Annotated in this window: 28 protein-coding genes and 1 pseudogene; 9 read left to right on the top strand and 20 right to left on the bottom strand. The window is 61.9% G+C overall.

Features of this window, described 5'->3' with window-relative positions; translation table 11 throughout:
- The 3 genes from J0663_RS05645 to J0663_RS05635 all read right to left on the bottom strand — a co-directional run bounded on the left by J0663_RS05645 (position 1) and on the right by J0663_RS05635 (position 3,873).
- The gene (locus J0663_RS05645; protein WP_207243484.1) at positions 1–630 is read right to left on the bottom strand and encodes an aminotransferase class IV family protein; all 630 of its coding nucleotides are present in this window, start codon (positions 628–630) and stop codon (positions 1–3) included.
- Positions 627–1,733, bottom strand: coding sequence for an aminodeoxychorismate synthase component I (locus J0663_RS05640; protein ID WP_246590396.1), 1,107 nt, complete (start codon positions 1,731–1,733; stop codon positions 627–629). The genes J0663_RS05645 and J0663_RS05640 overlap by 4 nt, the downstream gene beginning before the upstream one ends.
- Positions 1,734–2,016: 283 nt before the next feature.
- On the bottom strand, positions 2,017–3,873 hold the full coding sequence (locus tag J0663_RS05635) for a M3 family oligoendopeptidase (RefSeq protein ID WP_207243481.1): 1,857 nt from the start codon (positions 3,871–3,873) through the stop codon (positions 2,017–2,019).
- Between the two features lie 207 nt (positions 3,874–4,080).
- Between J0663_RS05635 and J0663_RS05630 the strand changes: the two genes are divergently transcribed.
- Together J0663_RS05630 and J0663_RS05625 are read left to right on the top strand one after the other, a co-directional pair.
- Complete coding sequence (locus tag J0663_RS05630; protein WP_207243479.1) at positions 4,081–5,625, top strand: sigma-54-dependent transcriptional regulator; 1,545 nt, start codon at positions 4,081–4,083, stop codon at positions 5,623–5,625.
- Positions 5,626–5,803: 178 nt separating this feature from the next.
- Positions 5,804–7,644: pseudogene (locus tag J0663_RS05625) on the top strand (peptidoglycan L,D-endopeptidase MepK).
- Positions 7,645–7,792: 148 nt separating this feature from the next.
- Here the strand turns inward: J0663_RS05625 and J0663_RS05620 are convergent.
- The 3 genes from J0663_RS05620 to J0663_RS05610 all read right to left on the bottom strand — a co-directional run bounded on the left by J0663_RS05620 (position 7,793) and on the right by J0663_RS05610 (position 9,258).
- Positions 7,793–8,056: a DUF2312 domain-containing protein gene (locus J0663_RS05620; protein ID WP_207243478.1), complete on the bottom strand. Its 264-nt coding sequence runs from the start codon at positions 8,054–8,056 to the stop codon at positions 7,793–7,795.
- 91 nt (positions 8,057–8,147) lie between these two features.
- On the bottom strand, positions 8,148–8,453 hold the full coding sequence (locus J0663_RS05615; RefSeq protein WP_207243476.1) for a DUF1244 domain-containing protein: 306 nt from the start codon (positions 8,451–8,453) through the stop codon (positions 8,148–8,150).
- A 16-nt stretch (positions 8,454–8,469) separates the two neighbouring features.
- Positions 8,470–9,258: an N-formylglutamate amidohydrolase gene (locus tag J0663_RS05610; protein WP_207244443.1), complete on the bottom strand. Its 789-nt coding sequence runs from the start codon at positions 9,256–9,258 to the stop codon at positions 8,470–8,472.
- Positions 9,259–9,460: 202 nt separating this feature from the next.
- Between J0663_RS05610 and J0663_RS05605 the strand changes: the two genes are divergently transcribed.
- The 3 genes from J0663_RS05605 (at position 9,461) to J0663_RS05595 (ending at position 12,143) form a co-directional block, all read left to right on the top strand.
- On the top strand, positions 9,461–9,946 hold the full coding sequence (locus J0663_RS05605; protein ID WP_207243475.1) for a DUF1036 domain-containing protein: 486 nt from the start codon (positions 9,461–9,463) through the stop codon (positions 9,944–9,946).
- Complete coding sequence (gene pyk, locus J0663_RS05600) at positions 9,946–11,385, top strand: pyruvate kinase (RefSeq protein WP_207243473.1); 1,440 nt, start codon at positions 9,946–9,948, stop codon at positions 11,383–11,385. Before J0663_RS05605 ends, pyk begins: the two co-directional genes overlap by 1 nt.
- Before the next feature lie 122 nt (positions 11,386–11,507).
- Positions 11,508–12,143 carry a LysE family translocator gene (locus tag J0663_RS05595; RefSeq protein WP_207243472.1) on the top strand — a complete coding sequence of 212 codons (636 nt, stop codon included), beginning with the start codon at positions 11,508–11,510 and terminating at the stop codon, positions 12,141–12,143.
- A 2-nt stretch (positions 12,144–12,145) separates the two neighbouring features.
- Here the strand turns inward: J0663_RS05595 and J0663_RS05590 are convergent, their stop codons facing one another.
- The 3 genes from J0663_RS05590 to J0663_RS05580 are packed head-to-tail and all read right to left on the bottom strand — an operon-like array spanning position 12,146 to position 13,511.
- Positions 12,146–12,697, bottom strand: a complete 552-nt coding sequence (locus tag J0663_RS05590) for a DUF4865 family protein (protein ID WP_207243470.1) — start codon at positions 12,695–12,697, stop codon at positions 12,146–12,148.
- On the bottom strand, positions 12,694–13,095 hold the full coding sequence (locus J0663_RS05585) for a cupin domain-containing protein (RefSeq protein WP_207243468.1): 402 nt from the start codon (positions 13,093–13,095) through the stop codon (positions 12,694–12,696). The genes J0663_RS05590 and J0663_RS05585 overlap by 4 nt, the downstream gene beginning before the upstream one ends.
- A complete protein-coding gene (locus J0663_RS05580) occupies positions 13,092–13,511 on the bottom strand; it encodes a tautomerase family protein (protein ID WP_207243467.1) in 420 nt (139 codons plus the stop codon). Before J0663_RS05580 ends, J0663_RS05585 begins: the two co-directional genes overlap by 4 nt.
- A 120-nt stretch (positions 13,512–13,631) precedes the next feature.
- On the opposite strand from J0663_RS05580, the gene J0663_RS05575 reads away from it, so the two are divergent.
- Entirely contained in the window at positions 13,632–14,540 is a 909-nt protein-coding gene (locus J0663_RS05575) for a LysR substrate-binding domain-containing protein (protein WP_207243465.1), read from the top strand.
- Positions 14,537–14,671: a hypothetical protein gene (locus tag J0663_RS05570; protein ID WP_375337121.1), complete on the top strand. Its 135-nt coding sequence runs from the start codon at positions 14,537–14,539 to the stop codon at positions 14,669–14,671. Before J0663_RS05575 ends, J0663_RS05570 begins: the two co-directional genes overlap by 4 nt.
- A 35-nt stretch (positions 14,672–14,706) precedes the next feature.
- Here the strand turns inward: J0663_RS05570 and J0663_RS05565 are convergent, their stop codons facing one another.
- A complete protein-coding gene (locus J0663_RS05565) occupies positions 14,707–15,651 on the bottom strand; it encodes a GlxA family transcriptional regulator (protein WP_207243463.1) in 945 nt (314 codons plus the stop codon).
- 116 nt (positions 15,652–15,767) lie between these two features.
- Here J0663_RS05565 and J0663_RS05560 point away from each other — a divergent pair, with 116 nt between their 5' ends.
- Positions 15,768–16,565: an SDR family NAD(P)-dependent oxidoreductase gene (locus tag J0663_RS05560; protein WP_207243461.1), complete on the top strand. Its 798-nt coding sequence runs from the start codon at positions 15,768–15,770 to the stop codon at positions 16,563–16,565.
- A gap of 18 nt (positions 16,566–16,583) precedes the next feature.
- Here the strand turns inward: J0663_RS05560 and J0663_RS05555 are convergent, their stop codons facing one another.
- The 8 genes from J0663_RS05555 to J0663_RS05520 all read right to left on the bottom strand — a co-directional run bounded on the left by J0663_RS05555 (position 16,584) and on the right by J0663_RS05520 (position 23,501).
- A complete protein-coding gene (locus J0663_RS05555; protein ID WP_207243459.1) occupies positions 16,584–17,558 on the bottom strand; it encodes a threonine ammonia-lyase in 975 nt (324 codons plus the stop codon).
- A gap of 122 nt (positions 17,559–17,680) precedes the next feature.
- The gene (gene ggt, locus J0663_RS05550; protein WP_207243458.1) at positions 17,681–19,417 is read right to left on the bottom strand and encodes a gamma-glutamyltransferase; all 1,737 of its coding nucleotides are present in this window, start codon (positions 19,415–19,417) and stop codon (positions 17,681–17,683) included.
- A 121-nt stretch (positions 19,418–19,538) separates the two neighbouring features.
- Positions 19,539–20,585 carry an alpha/beta fold hydrolase gene (locus tag J0663_RS05545; RefSeq protein WP_207243456.1) on the bottom strand — a complete coding sequence of 349 codons (1,047 nt, stop codon included), beginning with the start codon at positions 20,583–20,585 and terminating at the stop codon, positions 19,539–19,541.
- A gap of 114 nt (positions 20,586–20,699) precedes the next feature.
- Positions 20,700–21,314 (bottom strand): tetratricopeptide repeat protein, encoded by a 615-nt coding sequence (locus tag J0663_RS05540; RefSeq protein ID WP_207243455.1) that lies wholly within the window; start codon positions 21,312–21,314, stop codon positions 20,700–20,702.
- A 109-nt stretch (positions 21,315–21,423) separates the two neighbouring features.
- Entirely contained in the window at positions 21,424–21,549 is a 126-nt protein-coding gene (gene ykgO / locus J0663_RS05535; protein ID WP_003582204.1) for a type B 50S ribosomal protein L36, read from the bottom strand.
- A gap of 164 nt (positions 21,550–21,713) precedes the next feature.
- Complete coding sequence (locus tag J0663_RS05530; protein ID WP_207243453.1) at positions 21,714–22,790, bottom strand: 5-(carboxyamino)imidazole ribonucleotide synthase; 1,077 nt, start codon at positions 22,788–22,790, stop codon at positions 21,714–21,716.
- Positions 22,787–23,281, bottom strand: coding sequence for a 5-(carboxyamino)imidazole ribonucleotide mutase (gene purE / locus J0663_RS05525; protein WP_207243452.1), 495 nt, complete (start codon positions 23,279–23,281; stop codon positions 22,787–22,789). The genes J0663_RS05530 and purE overlap by 4 nt, the downstream gene beginning before the upstream one ends.
- Before the next feature lie 16 nt (positions 23,282–23,297).
- Positions 23,298–23,501, bottom strand: coding sequence for a YdcH family protein (locus J0663_RS05520; protein ID WP_207243450.1), 204 nt, complete (start codon positions 23,499–23,501; stop codon positions 23,298–23,300).
- 227 nt (positions 23,502–23,728) lie between these two features.
- Between J0663_RS05520 and J0663_RS05515 the strand changes: the two genes are divergently transcribed.
- Positions 23,729–23,902, top strand: coding sequence for a YdcH family protein (locus tag J0663_RS05515; protein ID WP_008533139.1), 174 nt, complete (start codon positions 23,729–23,731; stop codon positions 23,900–23,902).
- A gap of 200 nt (positions 23,903–24,102) precedes the next feature.
- On the opposite strand, the gene J0663_RS05510 is transcribed toward J0663_RS05515, so the two are convergent.
- Positions 24,103–24,363 (bottom strand): ArsR/SmtB family transcription factor, encoded by a 261-nt coding sequence (locus J0663_RS05510; protein ID WP_017962043.1) that lies wholly within the window; start codon positions 24,361–24,363, stop codon positions 24,103–24,105.
- Positions 24,364–24,430: 67 nt separating this feature from the next.
- Complete coding sequence (locus J0663_RS05505; RefSeq protein ID WP_207243448.1) at positions 24,431–25,195, bottom strand: sulfite exporter TauE/SafE family protein; 765 nt, start codon at positions 25,193–25,195, stop codon at positions 24,431–24,433.
- Between the last annotated feature and the right edge of the window lie 72 nt (positions 25,196–25,267).

Here is a 25,267-nt window from a genome sequence, read left to right as displayed (position 1 = left end):
TCAGCTCCTGAGGAGATTTGCGCGGATCAGGCCGCGCAGCGAGTTGCCGAGGTAAAGCGTGCCGGTATCCAGATCGTCAAGCGTCAGCCGGCCGACGCGCGCCTTGCGCCCACAGATGAGCTCGGTGCGCAGCACACCGGCGAGCAAGCCGCAGGAGATCGGCGGGGTTTGCAGAACGCCGCTTCCGTCGTCGAGAAAGATGGAGGTGATGGTGCCCTCGCAGACTTCGCCGCGCTCGTTCAGGAGGATGACTTCGTCGGCGTCTGCCTGAACATATTCGGCGCGCGCGGTCTCATAGACGGCGCGTCGCGTGGTCTTGACGCGCAGCAGCCTGTCGGTCGATTGGAGTCGGGTCTTGGCGATACGGACGGTCCAAATGGTCTCCGGGGCGAGCGGGACGAAGGGGGCGCTCGTCACCTCGGTGCGGCCTTGCGTGTCGAAGGTCAGGCGGACGCGCAGCGGGCCTGCGGCCTCTGCGACGGCATCGTCGAGCTTCGCCGCAGCATCGATCGGCCGTGGGAAGCCGAGGCGGCGGGCCGAGCGGGACAGCCGGGCAAGGTGCAGTTGCAGCCGGATGAAGCCTTCGCCGGGCTGCCAGCGCAGCGTCTCGATCAGCGAAAAATCGCTCATCGCGCGATCCATTGGTCGCCGACGGCGAAGCGGGCCTTGAGCAGACATTCCTCATATTCGGCCTCGGGCGTGGAATCGAAGACGATACCGCCGCCGACATTGAAGACGGCCCTGCCGCCGCCAAAAAGCGTAATGGTGCGGATGGCGACGGAAAACCGCATGGCGCCGGTCGGCGAGATCATGCCGATCGCGCCACAATAGGCGTCGCGCGGGACATCCTCGAGCGTGTGAAGGATTTCCATCGCCCGCAGCTTCGGCGCGCCGGTGATCGAGCCGCAGGGGAAAAGGGCGGCAAAGATATCCCCGATCGAAAGGCCGGGGCGCAGTTTCGCCTGCACATGGCTGACCATCTGGTGGACCGTCGGATAGGTCTCGACGTCGAAAAGCTTCGGCACATCGAGCGTGCCGACCTCGGTGATGCGGGAGATGTCGTTGCGCAGGAGATCGACGATCATCCGGTTTTCGGCCTGGGTCTTGATATCGGCACGCATGGCCGCGATGATTGCGGCATCTTCGGCAGGGCTGGCGCCGCGTTTGGCCGTGCCCTTCATCGGATGGGTCTCGATCCAGCCTTCTTCATCGGTGCGGAAGAAGAGTTCGGGCGAACGAGACAGGATGACCGGGCCACCGAGATCGACCAGCGCACCGTATTTGACCGGCTGGCGGTCGATCAGCGACCAGAAAGCGGCGCGGGGGTCGCCGTTCCATCGGGCCACGACCGGCATGGTGAGGTTCGCCTGGTAGGCGTCGCCGAGCCGCAAATGCTCGTGAAGGCGATCGAAGCGCTCTTTATATATGGGGAAATCCCAGGCGGCTTTCGGGGCGGTGAGGAATTCCTCGTTGTCGAGGCGCTGTTTCGGCTGAGCAATCGGATGTGTGTCCGGCTGCGCAGCATCGAAGACGCCGAAACAGAGCAACGGCGTTTCGCGATTTTCCCCGACGAAGGAAGCCAGTTTTTCCTCGAAGACGTATCCGGCCTCGTAGGCCATATAGCCGGCAAGCCATTTACCTTCGGCCTTGGCCTTTTCCATGCGGGCAAGGCCAGCAAAGAATTCGGCGCGCGTCCGCGCGACGATGATCTCTGCCGGCTCGGCGAAAAGCATCACCTGTCCTGATGTGTCGTCGCGGAAGAGGATATAGGGTTTGTCTGCCACGCAACGCTTTCAGTTTGTTCTGCTCCCATTGCTCGAAATTCGATTGGGAGCGAGGTTTCCCTCTTCTCCCCAGCGGGGAGAAGATGCCCGAAGGGGCAGATAAGGGGGCGGAGCGAAGCGACGTCCTGAGCGCGTCAGAAGCACGGGTCTGCCGGGTCTCCCCTCATCCGCCTGCCGGCACCTTCTCCCCGTCGGGGAGACGAGGTTCGTCTCCCCTTTTGGAGAAGGGAATTCAGCCCTTATCTAGCGCTTCCAGTTCGTCGATCAGCCCTTCGATCATCGACAGGCCCTGGCTCCAGAACGACGGATCGGTGGCGTCGAGGCCGAAAGGTTTGAGCAGTTCCGAATGATGCTTGGTGCCGCCGGCTTTCAGCAGTTCGAAATACTTCTCCTGGAAGCCCTTCTCGGCCTTCTGGTAGACGGCATAGAGCGAATTTACCAGGCAATCGCCGAAGGCATAGGCGTAGACATAGAAGGGCGAATGGATGAAGTGGGGGATATAGGCCCAATAGGTCTCGTAGCCTTCGGAAATGTTGATCGCCGGGCCGAGGCTTTCCGACTGGACGGAGAGCCAGAGTTCGCCGATGTCGTCGGCCGTGAGTTCACCTGATTTGCGGGCGGTGTGCAGCTTGCGTTCGAACTCATAGAAGGCGATCTGCCGCACGACTGTATTGATCATGTCCTCGACCTTCTGGGCGAGCATCGCCTTGCGCTCGCGCCTGTCGCTGGTCTTTTCCATGAGGGCGCGGAAGGTCAGCATCTCGCCGAAGACGGACGCGGTTTCGGCAAGCGTCAGCGGCGTCTGGCACATCAGCGCCCCTTGCGCGCCGGCGAGAACCTGGTGCACGCCATGCCCGAGCTCATGAGCAAGCGTCATTACGTCGCGCGGCTTGCCCATATAGTTGACGAGCACATAGGGATGGGCGGAGGGAACCGTCGGATGGGCGAAGGCGCCGGGCGCCTTGCCGGGGCGAACCGGAGCATCGATCCACTGCTCGTCGAAGAAGCGCCTGGCGATATCAGCCATCTCGGGAGCGAAATCGCCATAGGCGGAAAGCACCGTGTCCTTCGCTTCGGGCCAGGAGATCACGGCGCTGGAGGTTTCCGGAAGCGGCGCGTTGCGGTCCCAGAAATTCATTTGCTCCATGCCGAGCCATTTCGCCTTCATTTTATAATAGCGGTGCGACAGGCGGGGATAGGCTTCGCGGACGGCGGCAGCCAGCGCGTCGACGACCTCGCGTTCGACGCGGTTTGCCAGGTGCCTGGAGTCAGCTATATCCTCGAAGCCGCGCCAGCGATCGGCGATATCCTTGTCCTTGGCAAGCGTATTGGTGATCAGCGTGAAGATGCGGATATTGGTCTTGAAGGTTTCGGCGAGCGCCATCGCGGCTTTGCGGCGCACTTCCGGATCCTTCTCTTGCAGCATGTTCAGCGCCACTTCGAGCGGCACTTTCTGGCCATCGATCTCGTAGCGAAGCTCAGCCATGGTTTCGTCGAAGAGGCGGTTGAAGGCGGAGGACGATGTCATCGACTTCTCGAGGAAGAGCTGCTCCAGCCTGTCGTCGAGCTGATAGGGCCTATCTTTCCGGAGGTCGACGAGCCAGGGGCGATAATGACCGGCATCGGGATCGTTCGCCATGCAGGCGTCGATTACGGCATCGTCAATGCGGTTCAGTTCGAGCGCGAAGAAGAGGAGATGGCCGGAGAATTCGGTGATCTTGGCCTGCACGTCGCCGTAGAGCTTGCCGTTTGCCGGATTGGTGGTGTCGGAGAAATAAGTGAGGCCGGCAAAGGAGCCGAGGCGGCCCATGATATCATCAAGCGCCTCATATTCCTTCAGCGCCGCGCCGATGCCCTCAGTGCCGATCTTCGCCGCAGCTTCAGCAAGTTTGCCCTTCCACTTTTCTTCGAAGGCGATCGCGGCCTTGCCGGCCTTTTCCATGTCGGCGACGAAGGCGGTCGAGGTGGCGGAGGGGTAGAGATCCTGCAGCTTCCAGACCGGCAGATCGCCGAGCGCCGGATCGGTGGCCGCCCCGACTGGCGCTGCTGGCGACAACAAAAGGCCGGCGTGCGGGGGCTCGAATTTCATGGGCGCGATTCCTCTCCACTTTATAACAGGTCTGTTTGAATAAGCGTGAGAAGGCCCCGCATCAAGGGCTTTCGGCGCATTAAAAGGCGTCGCTTCGGCACGAAATCGGGCCGTTGCAATTGTTAAAATGCAATTGTTTCTCAAAACTGGATGTTCAAGCCTTTCTGCCAGAGTGCGCTTCATGGTTTCGCATGAAGTGAGGCGACAATGACCGGTTACAATGAGCTCAAGGGAGCAGGGCAAATTCTCGTGGTCGAGGACGACCCGGTGCAGCGCCGCCTGCTCAAGAACGCAATCGAGCGTCACGGCCATGTCGTGCACCAGGCGGAAAACGGGCGTATCGGCCTGGAAATGGTCAAGCGCGACAGCGGCCTTTTCAACGTCATCGTGCTCGACCTGATGATGCCCGAGATGACCGGCCTTGAGTTCCTCGACGCGCTTCATGAACTCGGTACGCAGGTCCCCGTCATCGTGCAAACGGGCCAGGGCGGCATCGAGACCGTGGTGCAGGCGATGCGCGCCGGCGCTTTCGATTTCGTCGTCAAGCCGGTCTCGCCCGAACGCATCGCCACCTCGATCTCCAATGCGATGAAGCTCGACCAGCGAGAGGTGAAGGCGCGGGCCGGACGCCGGTCGCGCTCGGGCTCCGTCGGTTTCGACGACATCGTTTCGGCAAGCCCGGCGATGATCCGCGTCATCGATCTCGCCCAGCGGGCAGCGCAGTCCAACATTCCCGTCGTGCTCGAAGGCGAATCCGGCGTCGGCAAGGAGCTGGTGGCGCGCGCAATCCAATCCGGCGGCGAACGCTCGAACAAGCCGTTCGTCACCGTCAATTGCGGAGCGATCCCGCATAACCTCGTCGAAAGCATTCTCTTCGGCCACGAAAAGGGCGCCTTCACCGGCGCGACCGAACGTCACATCGGCAAATTCATGGAAGCCGATGGCGGCACCATCTTCCTTGACGAGATCGGCGATTTGCCGCTCGAGGTGCAGGTGAAACTGCTGCGCGCCGTGCAGCAGGGTGAGATCGAGACGGTCGGCGCGCGCACCGCGCACAAGGTCAATGTCCGACTGATTTCGGCCACCAACAAGGACCTGATCGAAGAAGTCAAGAACGGCCATTTCCGCGAGGATCTCTACTATCGCCTCAATGTCTTCCCGATCACCATTCCGGCGCTGCGCAAGCGCAAGGAGGACATTCCGCACCTGGTGCGCGTCTTTGCCGACCGTTTCTCCAGCGAACAGAAGAACGGCCGCCGCATGACGGTGAATTCCGGTGCGCTGGCGCTGCTGACCGCCTATGATTGGCCGGGCAATATCCGCCAGCTCGAGAACGCGATCTTCCGCGCAGTCGTCCTCGCCGAAGGGCCTGAGCTGACCGAGGCGGATTTCCCGCAGATTGCCGCCCAGCTTCCAGAATATGAAGTGGTGGACCACCTGGCGCTCGTTGCCGACAATACCGGTCTCGATCCGGAGGAGGTATATGGCGAGGATTACCGGGCGCCGACGCCGGGGGAGGTGCACCACCGCTTCGCTGAGACTTCCGAAAATGCGATCGCCAGCGTCAATCCTTCCGGGGACGTGCGCAAGCTTGCCGATGTTGAGGAGGAGCTCATCCGATTCGCACTCAAATTCTATCGCGGTCAGATGAGTCAAGTGGCGCGCAAACTTGGCATCGGCCGGTCCACACTTTATCGCAAGCTCAAAGATTACGGCATAGATCCGGATAATCCCCAGAAAGATGCTGCATAAGCCCCATTTGTTAAGACTCGCGCAACCACGATTTGTTACTGTTCATAAACCACTTGTTAGTGGCCCGTTCACTATGTAAAGAAAAGGTTGATCATGTGTGGCATTTTTGCCATCGTGTGACCGCATTTGACAGTCATCTGAGACAGTACGGGACATTGTCTGTCTGACGGGGATCGAGTTGCCGAATCTGAATGGGAATTCCAAGCCTTCGCGCTTGAGCTGGCGTTCTTTGTGCGCCGACATCTGCGGAAAGGCAGTGAGGACGGCGGCGGCCGCCCTTCTTGCGCTTGCGGTTTCCTCACCGGTATTCGTCAGTACGCCTTCCGAGGCAGCGGGTGACACCCGCAGCCTCAAGCTCTATTTCATCCATACCGGCGAAAAAGCCGTCATCACCTACAAGCGCAACGGCAAGTTCGACCCCAAGGGTCTGGAGCAGTTGAACCGCTTCTTACGCGACTGGCGCAAAAACCAGCCGACGAAAATGGATCCGCGCCTGTTCGACCTTATCTGGGAAGTCTATCGCCAGAGCGGTTCGAGAGATTATATCAATGTTGTTTGCGGCTTTCGTTCACCGGCGACCAATGAAATGCTGCGCGGCCGTTCGCGCAAATCCGGCGTCGCCGAAAAGAGCCAGCACATGCTCGGCAAGGCGATGGACTTCTTCATTCCCGACGTCAAGCTGGCAACCTTGCGCGCCATCGGCATGAAGATGCAGGCCGGCGGCGTCGGCTTCTATCCGAAATCCGGGTCACCCTTCGTGCATATGGACGTCGGCGGCGTCCGCGCCTGGCCGCGCATGAGCCGCGACGAGCTTGTCCGGCTTTTCCCGAACGGCAACACTATTCACATTCCGGCCGACGGCAAGCCGCTGCCCGGCTATCAGCAGGCGATGGCCGATTACAAACGTCGCGTCAGCGGCACGCAGATCGAGATCGCCAGCGCTTCTCAATCGGCGCCGAAGCACAAGACGCTGTTTGCCGCGCTGTTTGGCGGGGGGCGGACGAGCAGGAAGACGACTCCGACGATTCGGCTCCGGTTGCCGTTGCCAAGGCGACGCCGCCGAAGGCCGAGCCTGCTCCTGCCGAACCGCAGCAGACCGAGGTCGCAGCCCTGAACGCACCGGTGCCGCAGGTTCGTCCGGCCTTCGCCAACCAGCCGGCCGGCAGCCAGATGGCAACGGCGCTGGTGGCGCCGTCTTCGAATAATGCAGGGCAGCAGGCCCTTGCCGCAGCGCTTCCGGCCGATCAGGCCCAGCCGCAGCAATTCGCCGATCTCAGCGCTTACAGCATTCCGGTTCCCTCGCTTCTCGGTCAACGCCGCGCGCCGGGTGATGCCGAGGTCGCGTCGGTCGATCCGAACATGCAGAACGGAATGCCGGTTCCGACGCCTGCCGAGCGCCCTGCCGTTGCCGAAAATCTGCTTGCCGCTGCCGCTGCCGATCCAGAAGCGGAGGCGGACGAGGCCGATCAGGACGGCAGCCTGTCTCCGGCCATCGCCGATGCGCTCGAGCAGCAGAACAGGGATGCGGAAAGCCAAGTCGCCTCGCATGAGCCTAAGATGAGCGTGGAGCAGGCAATCGCAGCCGCGATGCCGCAAGAGGCCCCCGCCGAGAAGCCATCGTTGCAGCTCGCTGCCTTGGCGCCGGCGACGAAATCGGCAAGCTTCGGCGACGCTTTCGACGCCCCGGCTGCCGAGAGCCCAGCACCGCAGGCCGTCCCGACCAAGGGCGGTCGCCCGACGCAGAAGGAAGCCGCCGCGGCCGATGCCAGCCGCGCGACGGTGCGTACCGAGCCGAAGCTGACGCAGAAGATGATTTCGCAATGGGCGCTGACCAATGCCCGTCTCGAAATGGCGTCCAAGCAGGTCAAGGCGCCGCGCTTCGTCAGCCAGACGATGCGGGCCCAGCCGACATCAGTCTACGCCGAAGGCTTCAACGTGAAGACTGCCTCGGTCGACCCCGCCCGCTTCAGCGGCACGGCCGTCAACTTCATGGAGGTGCGCAAGTTCAACACGAATTGAACTTGCCGATCATGAGATGTCGAAACCGCTGGGGTGACCCGGCGGTTTTTCTTTTGGCTGCTTCGACCGGAAAGGCTCTGGATCGGGCTCACGAAAAGAAAAGCCGCCGGGAGGCCGGCGGCTTGTCGAGAGCGGCGATGTCGGCGAATCAGCCTTCCGGCGCGGCTTCAATCATGCCGAGCGCATGCAGATAGGTGTCGAGGATCGCTTCCTCTTCCATGCGCTCCTGCTCGTCCTTCTTGCGCAGTGCCACGACCTTCTTCAGGATCTTGGTGTCGAAGCCCATTCCCTTGGCTTCGCCATAGACGTCCTTGATATCGTCGGCGATGGTCTTCTTTTCTTCTTCCAGCCGTTCAATGCGCTCGATGAAAGCGCGAAGCTGATCGCGGGCGACGCCATGAGCATCAGACATCGTGTTCTCCTGATTTTCCGGTGATCAATTTGAGATGCACGTGACTGCCGCGAAGCGGCGTCACGGTCAAGCCTGTTAGAGGCCAAGCGGACTATTTGTGTGGCTTGTTCAGTTCAAAAGCAGCCTTTTGCACAGGCGAAGCCTCGTTCTGGTGAAGGTTCTTCCAGTCTTCGTAGGGCATGTCGTAGACAATTTCCCGCGATTCGTCCCTCGTGACCGCGACGCCTTCGGCTTCGGCCGCTTCCCGGTACCAGTTCGACAGGCAGTTGCGGCAGAAGCCGGCCAGATTCATCAGATCGATGTTCTGAACGTCGCTGCGTTCACGAAGATGGGCGACCAGGCGGCGAAAGGCGGCGGCCTCGAATTCAGTCTGCTGTTCCTTGCTGAGCGCGGTCATCTCGCTCTCCTTTCGGTCAGTAGGGGCCCGTGCGCGAAATATGGACGTCGTATTCGTGCAGGGCGGGATCTTCGTTCATCGCCGCAAAGATCGGCGCAAGGCGCTCGGCCCAGGCCGAAATCCCGGCCTCGTCTGCGATCAGGTCCTGGCGCACCTCGAGCAGGGCATGCGGAATGCCCGTAACCATGCAATGGCGATACATGGTATCGCCCTTCAATGCGCCGTCATAGGGTTCGTTGTCGCCGACGACGAGATCGGGGTCAGCGCGCAACATGTCGAGCAGCGGGCCGACGGCGCGCCGGTCGCTGTCCCAGAGAACTGCGGCATGCCAGGGGCGGGGAATACTCTTCCAGGCGGGGGTGAAGGAGTGCAGCGACAGCACCAGCGGCGCCTTGCCGGTGGCGTTCGCTACCGTGTCGATCGTTTCCGCCACCGCATTGTGATAGGGGCGGTGAAAGGCTTCGATGCGGTGGTTCCACTCCTGCTGCGTAATCGGATGATTGCCTGATATGACGGCGCCGTCTGATATTTTCATGATCAGCGTCGGATCGTCCTCGCCCCTGTTCGGGTCGATCAGCAGGCGTGAGAAGCCGCCGAGCACCGCCGGCACGCCGAGCTTTGCCGAAAGCTGCCGCGTCAGGCCTTCAATGCCAATGTCATAGGCGATATGACGGGCGAAGGCAGGCTCAGGCAGGCCGAGCCTGCCATACCGGACGGGAAGACGGTTCATCGCGTGGTCCGCGAGGATCACCATGCCTTTGTCATGTTTTCCGGCTAGGATTTCGAAGGATTGGAAGTCGTCCATGAAGGAATTGCCGTTCGTCATTGCGCAGTCGGGCTCAGTGATCGCATGAGGTTGCGACCGGTTCAAGCGCAGCAGGCGGGTGCAGGGGAATATGCACCCTCAACGAACACTTTATGAAAGGAAATATAATCGATTAGCATTGCGTTGACTTTCGCATGAGGGCGGCGCAAGAAGACACGGATACGAATAACCGTGGAGCTATTTGGGAGCCGTGTTGATCCAAGCCGCGCCAAGTTTCCTCACGCGGTCCGGACCGCTGGTCCGACTCGCTCTGTTCGCTCTTGCAGCTATTATGCCCTTCTTCATCGCAGATGCCGCGCGCGCGGATTTTCGCGTGTGCAACGGAACGCAGAATCTCGTCGGGGTGGCGATCGGGTACCGGGCCAAGGATGGCTGGATCACGGAAGGCTGGTGGCAGGTGCCGGCAACAACCTGCGCCACGCTGATCGAGGGAGAATTGCAGTCGCGCTATTATTACCTCTACGCCGAGGACGCCGCCCGGGGAGGACGATGGACGGGCGACGTGCAGATGTGCGTGGCGGAAAACGAATTCAAGATCGCGGGCGTGCAGGATTGTTATGCCCGCGGTTATCAGAAGATGGGTTTCAAGGAATATGACACGGGCCGCCAGGGCAGCTGGATGGTTCAACTCTCCGACACCCCAGGGACGCAAGAAAGTCAGAATTGATGAAGCGTAATCGCAAAGTGAAAATCCTCGCCACCCTCGGGCCCGCCTCCTCCGAGGAATCGATGATCGAGAAGCTGCACCAGGCCGGTGCCGACGTCTTCCGCATCAATATGAGCCATGCGAGCCACGATCTGATGCGAACGCTCATCCAGCGCATCCGCTCGGTTGAGGCGCGCTCGGGCCGGCCGATCGGCATTCTCGCCGACTTGCAGGGGCCGAAGCTGCGCGTCGGCAAGTTTACCGATAGCAAGGTAGACCTGAAACCCGGCCAGACCTTCACGCTCGACAACAATGAAGCGCTCGGCGATGCCACACGCGTCTACCTCCCGCATCCCGAGATCCTGGAATCGGTGCAGCCTGGCCACCGTCTGCTGATCGACGACGGCAAGCTCTGCCTGCGCGCCGACAAGTGCGACGGCAAGAGCATCGTCACGACGGTGATTTCGGGCACGCGCATTTCCGACCGCAAGGGCGTCAGCCTTCCCGACACGCTTCTTGGCGTCGGTGCGCTGACCGACAAGGACCGTGCCGATCTCGAAGCCGTGCTCGCCACCGATGATGTCGATTGGGTGGCGCTTTCCTTCGTCCAGCGTCCAGACGACCTTGCCGAAGTGCGCAAGATCGCCCGCGGCCGCGTCGGTCTGATGTCGAAGATCGAAAAACCGCAGGCTCTCGAGCGCATCGAGGAGATTATCGAGCTTTCCGACGCCTTGATGGTCGCCCGCGGCGACCTCGGCGTCGAAATGCCGCTGGAATCGGTTCCCGGCATCCAGAAGCAGCTGATCCGCGCCTGCCGCCGGTCGGGCAAGCCGGTGGTCGTCGCCACGCAGATGCTGGAATCGATGATCTCCGCGCCAGTTCCGACACGCGCTGAAGTTTCCGACGTCGCGACCGCCGTCTTCGAAGGAGCTGACGCCGTGATGCTCTCGGCCGAATCGGCTTCGGGCGACTATCCGGTCGAGGCCGTCTCGACCATGGCGTCGATTGCCGGCGCCATCGAGCGCGAGCCGCATTATCCAGGCATCATCTATGCCCAGCGCGCCCAGCCGGAAGCGACCGGCGCCGATGCGATCTCGCTTGCCGCCCGTCAGATCGCCGAAACGCTGAAGCTGTCGGCGATCGTCTGCTACACATCGTCCGGCACGACAGGCCTTCGCGCCTCGCGCGAGCGGCCGCAGGTACCGATCCTGGCGCTGTCGCCGATCATCAAGACGGCGCGCCGACTTGCCATCGTCTGGGGCCTGCATTGCGTCGTCACTCATGACGCGACCGACCTCGACGACATGGTCAACCGCGCCTGCCGCATCGTCGCGGACGAAGGCTTCGGAAAGCCGGGCGACCGCATCATCATCTCGGCCGGCGTTCCGCTCGGCACACCAGGCGCTACGAACATGATCCGCATCGCCTATATCGGCTCGGACGGCCAGAGCGGCATCTGATCCAAGCCTATCCTTAATGGAGCCCGCTGCTTGACGAGGCGGCGGGCTTTTTTGTTGTTGGGTCCAGCATTGCCAAGGGTTGCGGCGCGTGCAAGTCTCGGTCCTGGTTTGGAGGGATCACAATGGATGTCGTCACGCTTATCGCTTTTGCAGCCGTTTCCTTCGTCGGCATCGCGACACCGGGGCCAACGGTGCTGCTGGCGTTGACCAACGGTTCAAGGCACGGCCTGCGCCGCGCGGTCACCGGCATGATCGGCGCGGTGCTTTCCGATTTCGTGCTGATCGGCGCCGTGGCGATCGGGCTCGGGGCGCTGCTTGCGGCATCGGAATTCTGGTTCTCGATGTTGAAATGGGTGGGTGCGGCCTATCTCGCCTTTCTCGGCATCATGCTGTTACGTTCCAAGGGCACGATCGATGCGGCGCTGAAGTCGGACGAGGCGAGGGCCATGCAATCGACCCTTTCGATCGGGCTGAAGAGCTTCATGGTCGCGGCGACCAATCCGAAAGGTTATCTGTTCTTCTCGGCCTTCCTGCCGCAGTTCATCGATCCCACCCAGCCACAGCCGGGGCAGTATGCGCTTCTGGCGCTCATTTTTGCCGCGATCGATTTTATCATCATGTTCGGCTACGCCTTCTTCGGCTCGCAGGCGGTACGCTTTCTGAAGACCTCTGGCGCCTTATGGCTGGAGCGGGCCTGCGGCGGAGCGCTGCTGGCCCTCGCCGGCTCGCTTGCCTTCTATCGCCGGGCAACAGCTTGATCTTAGCGAGGCAGGGATAGGTGACCGACGCGATAAGCCTGCGTCTGGTCGCCGATCTCGGGCATGTCTTTCCATAGTCTGAAGCGCACGCGTGTCCATGTCGTCGGTTCGAAGCCGGAGACGGAGGCGAGCGCGCCTGCTTCCAGATCGGCTACGGCTTCTGCGCTTTCGGCCCGGCGGATATCGGCGAGCGGCGCGTAGGGTTCCGTCTGCATGATGTCGCGGGTGGCAAAGGCCGCTGCTGCGATATCGGGAGAGACGGCCGCCTGCCAGACAATCCATGTCCTCACCTGAGTCCAGCCGAAGGCGCCGGTGAGCGCTTCGAAGCCCGGCCCGCATAGGAACTCGTTTGCTCCTTCGGGCTTCTGCCAGAGATAGAAGGGTGCGTAGAGGTTGTCGCGGTCGCCGAATTTGTTCCTGCGTGCGCTGAGATAGGCCTTGAAGCCGAGATTGGGGAAGCCGTCGAGTAATGGTCCCTTTTCGCGCATGCGGCGGTCGATGATCGACATGTCGTAGTCGGCCGGCATGGTGAAGCTGTATTGCATGGCGATCATGGCCGTGCGTCCACCGGATCCAGCCATTCGACGAAGCTGCCATTGTCCGCCGGCTGGATGCTGATATAGCTGAACGGGCTGTCATCGGCGGCGCCATGCCAATGGCGTTCGCCGGGCGCAAACCAGACCGCATCGCCGGCACGCAATTCTTCGACCGGGCCGCCCTCGTTCTGAGCCAGGCCTTGTCCCGAAAGGACATAGAGCAACTGCCCCCTGGGATGGGTGTGCCAGCGGGTGATGGTGCCGGGATCGAGGGTGGCGCGCATCGCAGTGTTTTCACCGTCGGCGCCTTCGAGCAGCATCTCGACCCAGAAGGGCGCGGTTGCCACGCCTTCGGGCGAGCGGACCACCTTGCCGGGACGGCTGACGGTCATCGTTTTCGGGTTCGAAGCGCTCATTGCCGACCTCCTGCTACCCGCAGCCGCCAGTCCGGATCGGTCATCTGGGCGATGCCGTTGCCGAAGGACCAGTCATCAGGCGCGCTGGTGCTGATGACGATCATGATGTCCTCGGGCCGAAGGCCGGGTGACACTGCCAGGAGATCCGCGAGACGCCGGTAGAGTGCGGCCTTCATCTCGGCCGTGCGGGGTCTGCCGATGGTGATCGAGATGTAGACGAAATCGCCGGAGCGCGGACCTGCGAGATAACTGCGATCGAAGATCAGCTCGTTCTCGTCATGCTGGTGGATGGCCTGGAAGCGGTCGTTTTCAGGCACGTCGAAAGTCTCGACTAGCGCGCGCTGAATATTGTCCGCGAGCGCCGCGAGATAGTCCGGCGACTTGCCTTTGCGAAGGGAAATTCGAACGAAGGGCATTGGGGGTTCTCCATGGTTCTGGCCGGTTCCCCGGCCTTGACAATGAAACCATCTCACAGCACGATGATGCTGAAAATCAGAATTTTATGGATTAATTATCCCAAAAATCAGGACTGTATGATGCGACGGACGATTTTTGATCTCGATGTGCTTCGCACCTTTTCGACAGGTATCGAACTCGGCAATTTCGCCAAGGCGGCGGAAAGGCTCGGGCGGTCGACGTCGGCCGTTAGCGCACAGTTGAAGAAGCTGGAGGAGCAGGCGGGCACGCCGATCTTCCGCAAGGCGGGCCGCGGACTGGCGCTGACCGATGCCGGCGAAACGATGCTCGGTTACGCCAGACGGCTGCTGGAGCTCAACGATGAGGCGGCGGCGGCCGTGCACAGCGTCGAGCTGGAAGGCTGGGTGCGGCTCGGCCTGCAGGAGGATTTCGGCGAGACCCTGTTGCCCGAGGTGCTCGGCCGTTTCGCTCGCGCCCATCCAAAGGTACGCATCGAGGCTCGAGTGGTGCGCAATGCCGAACTGCTCGATCGGGTCACCTCAGGCAAGCTCGACCTGGCGCTGGCCTGGAGCGACGGGACGTTGACGGCACATTGTGAGGCGATCGGCGAGGTGCCGATGTGTTGGATCGGGCCTGCAGAAGGGCAGCCAGTCTGGCATGCTGCGAGTGGCGAGCCAATGCCGCTTGCCTCGCTGGAGGCGCCGTGCCTGTTGCGCAATGCGGCGACCCGGGCGCTTGACGAGGCTGGCATTTCCTGGCGGCTCGCCTTTGTCAGCCCCAGTCTCGGCGGCCTCTGGGCCGCGACGGCGGCGGGCCTCGGTTTTACCATCCGTACCCCGGTCGGCTTACCGGCAAAGGTCCGGACGCTTCAGCCGGAGGCCGTCGGCCTGCCTGGTTTGCCGAAGCTCGGGCTCGTCCTGCATCGGGCCGAGGCCGAACTGCAACCGGCCGCGGCCCGGCTTGCCGAGCTCGTGCAACAGTCGGTGCGGGGCGCCCTGCCAGCGAGTGATGGCCTGATATCTCATTGACCCCGTGGGAAAGGCGCTTCATGGCGCAGCCCGGCGGCCTTGCACGTTCTGAGCCTCTTCGGCTCGAACAGCAGGACGGCGTCTATTCGCCGGTCGATGCCGCGATGCGCCGGGCGCTTCACCTGTCGTAGCGAGAAGGGGCACCCGGTGGTCGCCGACTGGGTACTCACATCTGCCGTTCCAACTGGGCGTTGCGGCGGATCGCCTGCGGCGGCTGACCGAAGGCGCGCAAAAAGGCGCGGCGCATGCGTTCGCGATCGGCAAAGCCAGTTTCGTCGGCAACCACGTCGATCGGATGGCGGCTTTGCTCCATCATCAGCCTGGCGGCTTCGAGCCTCAAGTTCTCGACGGCCTTGGCCGGCGACTGGCCCGTTTCGGCGCGGAAGGCGCGGCTGAACTGGCGGGGGCTGAGATGAGCGGCTTCCGCCAGTTCTTCCACCGAAAGCTGAGATTTCAGATTGCTGCGGGCAAAGTCCAGCGCCTTCTGAATGCGGTCCGATTTCGGCTCGAGTTCCAGCAGCGCGGAAAATTGCGACTGACCGCCGGCGCGGCGGTGATAGACGACGAGCATTCGCGCAATGGCGCGGGCGACTTCGATGCCGTGGTCCTTCTCAACCATCGCCAGTGCAAGGTCGATCCCGGCGGTCATGCCGGCGGATGTCCAGACCGAACCGTCGATGATGAAGATGCGATCCTCTTCCACCCTGATCTTCGGATAACGCGCCTTCATCTCGCGGGCGAGGCACCAATGCGTCGTCGCGCGGCGACCGTCGAGAATACCGGCTTCGGCGAGGAAGAAGGCGCCGGTGCAGATCGAAGCGACGCGGCGGGAGGCACCTAGTGCGGCGCGAATGAAGGCGCTTTCGCCAGGTTTCGGCAAGATGAGGTCAGGTGCGCCGACGACGACCAGCGTGTCGAAGACCGGATCGCCGAAAGGCTCGGTCTCGACCGACATACCGAGCGAGGTGCGCAATGTTCCGCCCGCTTCGGAGATGTAGGTGATGTCATAAGCCTTCCGGCCGAGTTCGAGATTGGTGAACTCGAAGACCGAGACAGCGGCCAGGCTCATGATCTGAAAGCCGGGATAGAGCAGGAAAGCGACATGCTGCATGGCTGAACCTCCTGTGTCCTAAAAGGTGGTGTATATGACATTCAGGACTTTGGCAATTCGACGTATCGTTCTCTTCAAGCGCGGGGCAAGGGCCAGTGCAACAAAGGAGACGGAGCATGTCACAGGAACATAAGGGTACGGCGCTCGTTACCGGCGCATCCTCGGGCATCGGCGCGATTTATGCGCATCGGCTGGCGCAGCAGGGTTACGATCTGATCATCGTCGCCCGCAATGGGGAGCGGCTGAAGTCGCTGGCAAGCCGGTTGACTGATGAAACCGGCAGGACTGTGGAGACCCTCGTCGCCGATCTGGGCAGCAAGGTGGACTTAGCGCGCGTCGAGGGCGTGCTGAAGCAAGACCGGAGCATCACTCTTCTCGTCAACAATGCCGGCTTTGGGGGAACGGCGCCGCTGCTTTCTGCCGATGTAAACAAAATGCAGGAAATGATCGAACTCAATGTGACAGCGCTGATGCGGCTAACCTATGCCGCCGTTCCCGGTTTCGTCTCGCGCGGCGGCGGCACGATCATTAACATCGCTTCGATCGTCGCAATCGCGCCGGAACTGCTGAACGGCGTCTATGGCGGCACGAAAGCCTTCGTGCTTGCCTTCAGCCAGTCGCTGAAACATGAGCTGGCGGAGAAGAACATCCGTATCCAGGCCGTGCTGCCCGGCGCCACCGCGACCGAATTCTGGGGCATCGCCGGCACGCCCGTCGAGCACCTGCCCAATGAGATCGTGATGTCGGCGGAAGATATGGTCGACGCCTCGCTTTCGGGCCTTAATCAGGGCGAGTTCGCGACGATCCCCGCACTCGAGGATGCCGGCCTGCTGGCTGCCTACGAACAGGCGCGTCAGGCATTGATGCCGAACCTGTCCCGTGCCGCGCCGGCGCAACGATACAAGGCGCCCTGATCAAGCCGCCGGCATATCTTAGCCGAAGCGTTCGAGAGCCTTGGCGAAGATATGAGCATCGACATTGCCGCCCGAGGTGACGGCAATCACATTGTCACTTTCCAGCGCGCCGCCGTGAAAGAGCGCGGCGGCGAGTGCTACGGCACCGCCGGGCTCGACCACGATCTTCAGCCTGGCGAAGGCGAGCGCCATGGCGCGCAGCACCTCTTCTTCGGTGACGACGATGCCGGCGCCGGCGAGGCGCTCCAAGATCGGGAAGGTGATGGTGCCCGGCTGCGGCGTGAGGATCGCGTCGCAGATCGACCCCGATATCGATGCGTTGCGCTCGATCCTGCCGGAGGCGAGTGAGCGGGTGGTATCGTCGAAATTCTCGGGTTCGCAGGGACGAACACGAAAGCTTGGGGCGCTGGCCTCGAGAGCAAGAGCGATGCCGGAGGTTAGGCCACCGCCGCCGCAGGGAACGAGGACTTCGGCTGATTTGACGCCTTCGTCTTCGGCCTGTTCGGAAATTTCAAGACCGGTCGTGCCTTGGCCGGCGATGACAAGCGGCTCGTCGAATGGCTTGATCAGCGTCAGGCCGCGTTCGGCCGAGAGTCTGGCGCCGATCTCGTCGCGATCCTCGTTGGCGCGATCGTAGAGCACCACTTCAGCGTCGAAGGCGCGGGTATTGTCAATCTTCAGCTTCGGCGCGTCGCTCGGCATGATGATGACGGAGGGCACGCCGTGCAGCTTGGCGGCAAGGGCGACACCCTGCGCATGATTGCCCGACGAGAAGGCGATGACGCCGCGTGCACGCACGGCCGGGTCGAGGCCGGAGACGGCAGACCAGCCGCCGCGAAATTTGAACGAACCCGAATGCTGCAAACATTCCGCTTTCACGAACAGGCGCCGGCCGGCGATCTCGTTCAGGAAAGGCGAGGAGAGAAGCGGCGTCCGTCTGATATGACCGCGTAGTCGGGCGCGGGCGGCAACAATCATTTCAATGCTGGCCATTCGGGAATCGTCCTGCTTGCGGAATTCGCTCATGCATAGGATGAGGCAAACGATTTGTGAACGGCGACTTTGTCACCGTGACATGAATGAGCGTTGCGGTTGTGGGCGGGGCCCGACGACCGTCAATAGCCGCCCGCCGAGCCTTCCACTGCGCGGGCGTCCATAGCGCCGTTGTAGCGGGCGCCGCCGCCCTTCTCGATGGCGGCAAGGCTTTTGCCGCCAACCAGAATGCCGGCGGCCTGGCCCCAAAGCGGCGCATCATTGCCGCCGTCGAAGCTATAGCCCATCGCCGCAAGGGCCTTTTTCGTATCCGGCGAAAGCGCATAGGGCTCAAGAAAGACCTTGTCGGGCTGCCATTGGTGATGGAAACGCGGGGCATTGACCGCCTGGCTGATATCCATGCCGAAATCGACGACATTCAAAATCGCCTCCAGTGTGATGGTGATGATGCGTGAGCCGCCGGGGCTGCCGATCACCATGAAGGGTTCGCCGTCGCGGGTGACGATCGTCGGGCTCATCGAGGAGAGCGGCGTCTTCTTCGGCGCGATGGCGTTCGCCTCGCCCTGCACGAGGCCATAGAGGTTCGGCACGCCCGGCTTGGACGTGAAGTCGTCCATCTCGTTATTGAGAAGGACGCCGGTGCCGGGTGCCACGACCGCTGCGCCGAAGGAGCCGTTCAGCGTATAGGTGACGGCAACCGCGTTGCCCTCATTATCGATGATCGAATAATGGGTCGTCTCGGTGCTTTCCTTGCCGCCGAGCGGCTTCAGATTCGCCGAAGTGCCGGCCTTGTAGGGATCGATCTTGGCTGCGATCTCCTTGGCATAGCTCTTGTCCAGCAGTTTTCCCACGGGGTTCTCGACGAAGTCGGGATCGCCGAGCGCCGCATTGCGGTCGACATAGGCGTAACGCATCGCTTCGACCATGACGTGGACCGTTTCGGCCGAGGCGTAGCCGAGATAGGAAAGCGGGTATTTCTCGAGAACATTGAGGATTTCGCAGATGATGACGCCGCCGGAGGAGGGCGGCGGCGAGGAGATGATGTCGTAGCCGCGGTAGTTGCACTCGATCGGTTGCAGTTCGCGCACGGAATACTGCTCGAAGTCCTCCTTTGCGAGGATACCGCCCTGGGCCTGGCTCGCCTTCACGATCGCCTCGGCGGGGGCGGCCCTATAGAAGGCGTTCGGGCCTTTTTCGGAAATGGCTGCCAGGACGACGGCGAGATCGGGCTGCTGCAGTTTTTCGCCCGATACGTAGGGCTTGCCATCCGGTTTCAGGAAGATCTTGGCCGCTGTCTCATCCTTGGCGAGGCGCTTGGCGCTCGCCGCGAGAATTGCCGCGTCCCCCTGTTCCAGCGTGAAGCCCTCCCTGGCAAAGCGGAGCGCCGGCGCGATCAGATCCTCGCGCGGCCGGGTGCCGTATTTCTCGCGAGCGGTCTCCAGGCCCATCACGGAGCCGGGGACACCGACGGCAAGATAACCGTCGAGGCTGGCTCGCGGCACCATATCGCCCTTGGCATCGAGATACATGGTCTTCGTCGCGGCGAGCGGCGCGCGCTCGCGGAAATCGAAGAAGGTCTTGGTACCGTCTTTCAGGCGGATGGTCATGAAGCCGCCGCCGCCGAGATTGCCGGCCGAGGGATAGACGACTGCCAGCGCATAACCGACTGCGACCGCCGCATCGACGGCATTGCCGCCGCTCTTCAGCACCTCGACGCCGACATCGGTCGCTAGATGCTGGGCGGTGACGACCATGCCATGTTCTGCTTCGACTGGCGCCGGCGAAGCGGCCAAAGCCCTGGTCAGACTGAGCGACAGCGCCGCGATGACGGAGATCGTCCCGATATGCAGGCGGCCCATGATTTCCCCTCCTATGGACAACAACGGAAAGACATATGGGGCTGCGGCAGCCCGAGGCAATGAGAAGGGATCGGCTTTACACGAGAGCCCGGCCGAGCTTCCCGTGGCGAAACCGGAGCGGTCAGGCGCGTAGAGCGCCCGGTATCAGCGACGGCGCGGCGGCCGCCTGATCGCGCGAGGCGGCGAGCCTTTCTTCGGCCCGGCGGGCGGCTGCCAGCAAGTCGCGCGACTTGCCGGCGATCTTTTCCATCGCGGCGATGGCGACATCGGTCGCGAGATAATCGGGCTTGTGACCGACGCCGCGGACGGTGACGAGCTCGGAGCCGGCAATATCGCGGGCGAGGCCACGCGAATGCAGGTGTTCCCAGACAATTTCGTCCTTGTCCCCCGTGATGATGACGGTCGGCGCGGTGATCTTCGAATAGAGCGGCGACTGCTCCTTCAGATAGGCAAGCAGTCTTTTGAAATCCTTGGCATTGTGGTGGAAGGTGCGTGGCCTCAGCACCAGTGTCGGGCCGGTTTTCTGGATGTAATCGGACGGGCGCGGATTAGGGCGGAAGACGTTCAGCGTGCCGCGCTCCAGCCGGCTGAGCCCCAGCGGTACGACGATCGCGTGGTTGAAGAGCCAGCCGACGACCGGGGTCGCAGCGACATGGTAATACCAGTCGATGCCACCCGGCCAGGGATGGGTGGCGGGCGCGAGAAAGAGCAGACCGGCGGTCTTTTCCGGGTGGCGCACGCCGAAGGCGGCTGCAATCGCGCCGCCGAAGGAGTGGCCGACGATGATCGCTTTTTCGACGCCGCGCTTTTCCATCAGTTTGGCGATCGAATCGGCCTGGCCGGAGGGGATGGCGTTATCGGGGCCGCCGCGCTCGGAATAACCGTGGCCGGGACGATCGACGAAGAGCATCTCCGCCCGGCCTTCGAGCGGGGCGCGAAAGGCGACGACCCGATCGAGCAGATTGCCGCTGGCGCCGTGGATGAAGATGAGCGCCGGCAGATCGGCATTCTCGGGACGTGGGACGTGGACCGCATTCATGCGGTAGCCGCCGACATCCGTCAGCTCGCCAATATTCGGAAAGGTCTGTTCGAATTGCCGCGCCTTGTAAGAGGAATAACCGATGGCGGCGGCGAGCGGGGCGAGAAGGGCGGAAACTTCTGCAAGCATGGTCGTAAAGGCAACGGTTATTGCGGTTCTTATGGAGGCGGAGGACGCGTTACATCATTTCGCCCGACACTTCTGAAATTGCGCGGTCCGGCCGGAGGTCAAGCGCTGGGCCACTCAGGTGCGATTGCCGGCGAGTTTTTCCGCAAGCATATTGACCTGTTCCTGCGCGGTGCGTTCGGCGGGATAGATATCGAGGAACCGTTCCCAGGCCTTCAGCGTCAATTGATCGTTGCCGGAATTGCTGAGGATCGCGGCCATGCCGGAGAGCGCGCCGAAATGGCGCGGCTCGATATCCAGCACATGCTCGATGTCGGACATCGACTTGCGGTAATTGCCCATGACGAAATTCAGCGTGGCACGGCGATTCCAGCTCTCGGCATAATCGGGCTTCAGGGCAATTGCCTCGTCGAGGAAATCGAGAGCGGCGGGATTGCGCTTTTCCTCGATCGCCTTGTCGGCCCATTGCATCAGCAGATTGACCGTCGCGCTGCCGGAATCGTTCCATTCCATACGAATTTCGTTGGCGATGCTGCTGGCTTTGTCTGGATCGCGCTCGCGCTTCAGCTGGCTGAAGAGCTGGTCGAGACGCTGCTTCGTTGAACTGTTGGCATGCCTCTGCTCCACGATGACATCCTTTTCCGCCGCGGCGGCCGGAAGCGGGGAGATGAAGAACATGAAGGCGAGCGGCAGCATCGCCGACGTCAAAGCAAAAAAGCGCATGGCGGACATATTAGCCCGCCAGCGCCGAAGATCAAACAAATTAGATGTGATCACCGCAGCGACCCACCGGATATCCGTCAGCGCAACCTGTATGGCGCGACGGTCCGGGTGCGCGAAATCAGCCCTGACGAGCCTTGTAGCGCGGGTTCAGCTTGTTGATGATGTAGATGCGGCCCTTGCGACGAACCAGACGGTTGTCACGGTGACGAGCCTTGAGCGACTTGAGCGAATTCTTGATCTTCATTTTTCTGATCCGCGATCTCTATGGGGGAATTCACATTCGCCCGTATCTTTAACAATCAAAAGCGCGCCATCGGGCGCGCTCTTTAGGTGGGGGAGCAGATACCCCGTCACCTCCGCCGTGTCAACCACGTGACGGTGTTTTTCCCAAGGCGCAGGGGTGTTTTCTCAGCCGGAAATCGGGGATTTTGGCACCAAGGTGGTGACATGGCCCATCTTGCGACCCGGGCGCCACTCGGTCTTGCCATACAGATGGACCAGCGTATCGGGACGCCGCAGCCAGTCGGGAACGGCAAGGATATCGTCGCCGATCAGGTTTTGCAGCACGCAGTCGGAGTGCCGCTCGCCATTGCCGAGCGGCAGGCCGGCAACGGCGCGTATATGCTGTTCGAACTGGCTGACGACGCAGGCGGCCTCCGTCCAGTGGCCGGAATTGTGGACGCGCGGGGCCATCTCGTTGGCGATCAGGCGCCCGTCGGCAAGCGCGAAGAATTCGATGCCGATGACGCCGACATAGTTTAGTGCGGCGAGGATCTTTGCCGCCGATTGACGCGCGGCCTCCGCTGTCGTCGCCGAGATTGCGGCCGGAACGGTCGAGGTGTGGAGGATGCCGTTCCGGTGGACATTTTCGGCGGGATCAAAGCAGATGACCGTGCCGTCCGCGGCGCGGGCGGCGATGATCGAGATCTCGCGCTCGAAGGCGACGAAGCTTTCGAGGATGAGGGGCACGGAGCCAAGCGCGGCATAGGCGCCATCGGGATTGTCCGCCGCCGAGCGGAACACCTTCTGCCCCTTGCCGTCATAGCCGAGACGGCGGGTTTTCAATACGCCCTGACCGCCGAAGTCCTCAAGGGCGGCTTCGATATCGGCCTGGCTGTCGACTGCATGAAAGCCGGCGGTGGTTATGCCGCAACTGTTGAGGAAGCGTTTCTCAACGAGCCGGTCCTGAGCGGCCTCCAGCGCCCTCGGCGGCGGATAGACGGGGATGCTTGCCGAAAGGGTTTCGGCGGCGGCGACGGGCACATTCTCGAATTCGTAGGTCACGACCTCGCAGGCGGCTGCAAGTTCGGCCAAGGCGGCCGGATCGTCATAGGCGGCAACGATCTGGCGGTTGGCGAGCTGGGCGGCCGGGCAGTCCGGCTGCGGCTCGAGGATCACAGTGCGGAAATTCAATCTGGCGGCGGCAATGGCCAGCATGCGGCCGAGCTGGCCGCCGCCGATGATGCCGATCGTTCCTGCCGTCATAGGTCGTCCATCGGGTATTCGGCAACGGCGGTACTCTGGCGCTCGCGCCATTCGTCGAGCCGGTCGGCGATCTCGTCATCGGAAAGGGCAAGCACGGCGGCGGCGAGAAGGGCGGCGTTGACCGCACCCGCCTTGCCTATGGCGAGCGTTCCAACCGGAATGCCGGCCGGCATCTGCACGATGGAAAGAAGGCTGTCCTGGCCGGACATGATTTTCGACTGGACCGGTACACCGAAGACCGGCAGCGGCGTCAGCGATGCCGTCATTCCAGGCAGATGCGCAGCGCCGCCGGCGCCGGCAATGATGACCTTGAAGCCCTCGGCGCGCGCGCCCTTGGCGAAATTCACCATCCGTTCGGGCGTGCGGTGCGCCGAGATGATCCGCGCATCGTAAGGGATTTCAAGGGCTTCCAGCGTGTCGGCCGCATTCTTCATGGTCTCCCAATCCGATTGGCTGCCCATGATAATGGCGACGGGCGGTCTGTCTGTCATCTCTAGGCCATTCCTCTCAGGCGATGATGTCAGGGACGATCTGATCTTCCAGTTTCGAGAGCCTGTCCTTGATGACGAGCTTCTTCTTCTTCATGCGCTGGATTCGCAGAGCGTCGCATCCGGTCTCGATCATGGCATTGATCGCGGCGTCGAAATCCTCGTGCTCCTGGCGCAGACGCGCCACCATGAGCCTGATTTCCGCCTGTTCCTGATCGGCCATATGCATTCCCCGTTATCGTCCTCGGATCTTGTCCGATCTGCCGATGATTTCCGCAAGCTCCTATCACCAAATACGGGTAACGGCTAGTTAGTCTTGATCATGAATTTGCCATCTCATCTTCATCTTTTGGCCTTCGACAAGCCTTCAAAAATATGTCACAGTCCGCGGGTTGACACCTTGATCCCCGACGATGATGGCCGGGGAGGGTAAGAGGAAGGAAGGGTCAAATGACAGTTGAAGCTCATCTTGAATCACTCCAGAAAAAGCATGTCGCTCTCGAGGAGGAGCTGCACGCACTTAGAACAGCTCCCTCTATCTCCGATACAGAAATTGCCGAATGCAAGCGCCGTAAGCTGCGCATCAAGGACGAGATTCAGCGTCTCAAGTCATCCGTCCATTAGATCTTCCCAAGGGTCGCCGGGCGATCATCTTGCGCAAGAGGTAAATCCATCCATTCCGCCTAAAATTTGCAAGAACCGGTGATCACACCAGAATTGCGCCAGTCCGATGCTTGCGGCATTGCGGCTGGCGCGTTTGCATCCTCCCTGCAAAGCGCATTCGCCCGATTCGCTATCGCGCCGTGGTTTCATGAGCCGGTCGATCAGGCCCAGAACTGATCCAGCCACAGATTGAGCGTGTCGAACCCGCGGTTATTGACCGCATAGATGCGTTTCGTCCCTTCCGAGGTTACGGAGACGAGGTTGCTGTCGAGCAGCGCTTTCAGGTGTTGCGAGACGGCGGGACGGCTGATCGGCAGTCCCTCGGCAAGCTCGTTGACCGTCCGCGGCGCGCGGCGCAATTCCTCCAGCAGAAAGCGCCGGTTCGGATCGGCAATCGCAGAGAAAGGGTCCGTGTTCGACATGGCAGGAACGCTACGTCAATCCGGGCGTGGCAGCAAGGAAATTGTGCGCTGCAGCGTACTGCTGCCCTTACCATCCAAGGCCCTCGCGCATGATCAGAATTGCCGCGATCAGCGCCATCGCATACATGAAAGGATAGAAAATCTGCGGCTTCATGCGGCGCACGCACCAGGCGCCGGCAAGGGTGGCGAGTGGCGCGAAGGGCAGGAGTGTGGCGGAGGTCACAAGGTTTTGCGTGTCGAGCTGACCGAGCGCAAAATAGGGAATGAGCTTGATGGCGTTGAGAATCGCGAAGAAGCGCACGCTGGTGCCGGTATAGTCGCGCGGCTCCAGTTTGAGCGGCAGGGCATAGATCTGAAACGGCGCGCCGCCGGCATGGGCCACGAAGCTGCCATATCCGGAAAATGTGCCCCAGAAACTGGCGGCCACCGGTCGCTGGCCGCGCGGCGGCGTTATTTTTCCGGCGCCGGGGCCGAAATTGTTCCAGAAATAGCGCAGGCAGAAGAGGATGGTGACGGCGCCGATGACCACGCGCAGCATGTCGCCCGGAACGAGCGCCGAGGTCGCCCAGCCGAGCGCGATGCCCAGGATTGCGCCCGGCAGCATGATCTTCAGCGTTGCCCAGTCGCCATGTCCGCGCCAGATGACGAGCGAGATCATATCCATGAAGACCAGGATCGGCAGCAGGATTGCCGCCGCCTCGACCGGCGAAACGACCAGCGCGAGAAAGGGCAGGCCGATCAGCGACAAAGCGTCGCCCATGCCGCCCTTTGCAAGGCCGACCAGCAGCACGGCGGGCACGGCGGCATAATAGAATGACAAGTCCTGCGGCATGCTTTCGACGTCCTCCTCTTGCAAGCCTCCTCTAACGGAACTACTCACACAAAACGAGTGCGGATGCGTCCT

It is taken from the genome of Rhizobium lentis, from assembly GCF_017352135.1.
GTDB classification, from domain to species: domain Bacteria; phylum Pseudomonadota; class Alphaproteobacteria; order Rhizobiales; family Rhizobiaceae; genus Rhizobium; species Rhizobium lentis.
The sequence above is the reverse complement of the archived record's forward strand: the minus strand, read 5'-3'. Positions and strand labels throughout refer to the sequence as shown.